The organism is Inquilinus limosus MP06, assembly GCF_000767795.1.
GTDB classification, from domain to species: Bacteria; Pseudomonadota; Alphaproteobacteria; order DSM-16000; family Inquilinaceae; genus Inquilinus; species Inquilinus limosus_E.
On record NZ_JANX01000763.1, the window covers coordinates 1 to 2,416 of the forward strand.

The 2,416-nt window shown below is 70.9% G+C and carries 2 protein-coding genes; both read right to left on the reverse strand.

The features are described from left to right. Positions 1–149: 149 nt before the first annotated feature. Positions 150–2,093, reverse strand: a complete 1,944-nt coding sequence (locus P409_RS32040) for a glycoside hydrolase family 15 protein (protein WP_081992073.1) — start codon at positions 2,091–2,093, stop codon at positions 150–152. 77 nt (positions 2,094–2,170) lie between these two features. Further along, the coding region (locus tag P409_RS39545) for a hypothetical protein (protein ID WP_034848145.1) at positions 2,171–2,416 on the reverse strand (246 nt) is incomplete at its 5' end.

Consider the following 2,416-nt stretch of genomic DNA (forward strand, 5'->3'; position numbering starts at 1 on the left):
GCCAGGGCCAGCGCGGCGGCGGCGCTGCGCGCGGCGGCGCCCAGGCGGCGCATCAGCTCGGCGGTGCTCTCGGTCTCGGCGTCGAACAGGGCGGTCATCACGGGTCTCTCAGGCGCGATGCCGCAGCCTAGCGCAGCTTTCCGCCGGTTTCACCGTGCATCGGCGGCAGGGGCGCCATGCCCGTTGTGGCTGCGATCCTCCGAAGGGCCGCGGTACTCGGCCAGGTTCAGGGCGGTGTTGATCACCCCGATATGGCTGAACGCCTGCGGGAAGTTGCCGAGCTGGCGCCGCGCGATCGGGTCGTACTCCTCCGCCAGCAGCCCGACATCGTTGGTGAGGCTGAGCAGCCGTTCGTAGAGCGCGGTGGACCGGTCGGTGGCGCCGATCATGGCCAGCGCGTCGGCCAGCCAGAAGCTGCAGACCAGGAAGGTGCCTTCCTCGCCGGTCAGCCCGTCGACGCCGGATTCGGTCTCGTAGCGCCGGGCCAGGCCGTCGATGGTCAGTTCGCGCTCGATCGCCTCGACCGTGCCGATCACCCGCGGGTCGTCCGGCGGCAGGAAGCCCACCATCGGGATCTGCAGCAGCGCCGCGTCCAGCAGCTCCGAGCCATAGGACTGGACGAAGCTGTTGCGCTTCTCGGAGAAGCCTTTGGCGCAGATCTCGGCATGGATGCGGTCGCGCAGCGCCCGCCAGGCCTTGACCGGTCCTTCCAGCCCGAACTGCTCGACCGCCTTGATCGACCGGTCGAAGGCGACCCAGGCCATCACCTTGCTGTGCACGAAGTGCCGCCGGGGCCCGCGGATCTCCCACAGCCCCTCATCCGGCTTGTCCCACATCTTCTCGAGATAGCCGAGCAGCACCCGCTGCACCCGCCAGGCGTCATGCGGGTGGGTCAGGTGCTTCTTGCGGGCGACATGGATGGCGTCCAGCAGCTCGCCATAGACGTCGAGCTGCAGCTGGGCATGGGCGCCGTTGCCGATGCGCACCGGCTTGCTGCCCTCGTAGCCGGCCAGCCACGGGATCTCCAGCTCGGTCAGCCGGCGCTCGCCGCCGAGGCCGTACATGATCTGCAGTTGTTCCGGCCGCCCGGCCGCGGCCCGGCGCAGCCAGTCGCGCCACGATGCCGCCTCCTCGGTGAAGCCGGCGCCGAGCAGGGCGTACAGCGTCAGCGTCGCGTCGCGGATCCAGCAGTAGCGGTAGTCCCAGTTGCGCTCGCCGCCCAGCTCCTCGGGCAGCGAGGTGGTGGCCGCGGCGACGATGCCGCCGGTCGGGGCATAGGTCAGCGCCTTGAGGGTGAGGGCCGAGCGCAGCACCGCCTCGCGATAGGGCCCGTCATAGGTGCAGTGATGGGCCCAGCCATGCCACCAGGTCTCGGTGTCGGTCAGCGACCGGAACGGGTCGATGGCGCCCGGCTCCGGCAGATGCGACGGATACCAGGTCAGGATGAAGGGCAGCCGGTCGCCGGCCTCGACCGTGAAGTCGCCGACCGTCTTCATCGCCTCGCCATGCAGCGGGATCGGCGAGCGGAAGCGCAGCGCGTCCGGCCCGGCGATGGCGACGATGCCGTCCGGCCGGTGCCGCACCCAGGGCACGATGCGGCCGTAGTCGAAGCGGAACGCCGCCTCCATCCGCATCGGCACGCTGCCGCCGCGGCCCTCGACCAGCCGGACGATCGAGATCTCGTCCTCGCGGTGCGGGAAGGGCATGAAGTCGATCAGCGCGACCGTGCCCGTCTCGGTCTCGAACTCGGTCTCCAGCACCAGCGTGTTCTCGTGGTAGTGCCGGCGGGTCCGGGCGGTGGCGTGGTCCTCCGGCGCGATCTGCCAGTGGCCGTTCTCGGTGTCGCCCAGCAGGCGGGCGAAGCAGGCGTCGGAATCGAAGCGCGGCAGGCACAGCCAGTCGATCGACCCATCGCGGCCGACCAGCGCCGTGGTGCGGCAATTGCCGATGATCGCGTAATCCTCGATCCGCCCGGCGGGGCCCTTGAAGCGTCCCTCGGCGCGCACCCGCGGCTGCTTGCCGGTGGCGCGTCCCTCGGCGCCGTCGGCGTCCGGGGTGGGAACGGCATCGGGATGCCCTGTCAGTGACGCCATCTCGGTCTCCGCTGCGTGGTCACAGCTCACGGAAGGAACGAAGGCCGGCTTGGTTCCGCCGGCGCGGCCGAAAGACCCTATGTCGCGACCGGGCGCCGTTCCGCCGCCAGCAGCACGGCGAAGCCCGCCGCCACGCCGGCCGCCGCCGCCCCGATGGTCGTCTCGATCCCCAGCGTATCGAAGAATCGCCCGGCGCCAAAGGCGACGACGACGATGCCCAGATTGACCAGGCTTGCGGTCAGGGCGACGGTGGTGCCGCGCAGCGATGCCGTCATCCCCGCCAGAACCGCCTGATGCGTCGGCCCGGCGACGCCGTAGCCCAG

What these genes read in the sequence shown, in the direction of transcription:
- P409_RS32040 (WP_081992073.1), bottom strand. Translation starts at nt 2,093, where the DNA reads ATGGCGTCACTGACAGGGCATCCCGATGCCGTTCCCACCCCGGACGCC.